Origin of the sequence: Pseudoalteromonas sp. McH1-42, assembly GCF_022347845.1 — a bacterium.
Classification (GTDB): Bacteria; Pseudomonadota; Gammaproteobacteria; order Enterobacterales; family Alteromonadaceae; genus Pseudoalteromonas; species Pseudoalteromonas rubra_D.
Window position 1 is genome coordinate 1 of record NZ_JAKRFU010000071.1, and the last position, 1337, is coordinate 1337.

Consider the following 1337-nt stretch of genomic DNA (forward strand, 5'->3'; position numbering starts at 1 on the left):
TAGCCTAACCGGCTGGCCGGATAACTCGGGTCCAGCGGCACATACGCCCCACCGGCTTTTAATATTGCCAGGATACTCACCACCATCTCAATCGAGCGGCTGCTACACACGCCCAGCGGCGTTTCCGGTGTCACCTGATGTTCGCTCAGCAGATAATGCGCCAGCTGATTGGCGCGCTGGTTCAGCACCTCATAGCTGATGTGCTGCCCGTTAAAAATCAGTGCCGTTGCCTGTGGCGTACGCTGCACCTGTTGTTCAAATAAGCCATGAATGCTCTGCGTGGTGTCATAGCTCAGTGTGTTGTCGTTCAGTGTTGACAGCAGCGTGTGTTGCTCGGCTGCCGACAACATCGCAAGGGTATCCGGAGCGTGCGCCAGCAAGGTGGCCGGAGCCTGCTCTGCCAGGGTTGTCAGTAAGGTACCCAGATGACGGCTCAGCGTCTCAATCCGGGCTGCGCTGAACAAAGCCTTGTCGTAGGTCCAGCACATCTCTACCCCGGCATCGCTCAGTGTCAGGTCGATGTCCAGGTCAAACTTGGCAATCACCGCATCCTCTGCCAGCGGGCTCAGCTGCGCCTCGCCTAAAGACCAGCCCTGACTGGTAGCCTGCTCCGTTACCGCATAGTCGGTACGGGTTGTCAGCATCACCTGAAACAGTGGCGTATAGGCACTGCTGCGGGGCACATTCAGCTGTTCAACCAGCTGCTCGAACGGCACATCCTGATGTGACTGAGCACCTAAATGGACGGCTTTTACATGGGCCAGATAATCTGCCAGGCTCGGCTGGTCGGTGTTGACGTTCAGCACCAGGGTGTTAACAAAAAAACCAATCAGCGGTGCCAGCTCGGCCTGCATGCGGTTGGCCACCGGTGTCCCGATGACGATGTCCCGGGCATTACTGTGTCTGGACAGCAACAGCGACAAGGCCCCGTGCAGTAACATGAAAGGCGTCAGCCCCTGTGCACTGGCAAGTGCACTCAGCCCCTGCGCCACTTGTGCACTGAGGGTGCTTTTCACCTGACCACCCTGATGCTGCTTGAGTGCCGGACGCGGGTAGTCTAACGGCAGACTGTGCACCGACGGCAAGTCAGCCAGTTGCTGCTGCCAGTAGCTCAGCTGCGTATCCAGCACCTCGTGATTTAAATGGCTGCGCTGCCACTGCGCGTAGTCTGCATACTGAATGCTCAGCGGCGCCAGCGGGTTGTCCTCGCCCTGGCTGTATGCCTGATACAGTGTCGTAAATTCGTTGATCAGCACCTGCATCGACCAGCCGTCGGAGGCAATGTGGTGCATATTGAACAGCAGCACGCCGCTGCGCTCAGTGGTCTGAATATAGCC

1 protein-coding gene is annotated in these 1337 nt (G+C 58.0%); it reads right to left on the reverse strand.

The features are described 5' to 3' along the window. Positions 1-1337, reverse strand: a 1337-nt coding sequence (locus MHN31_RS24055) for a condensation domain-containing protein (protein ID WP_239445549.1), incomplete at both ends; no start/stop codon positions are given.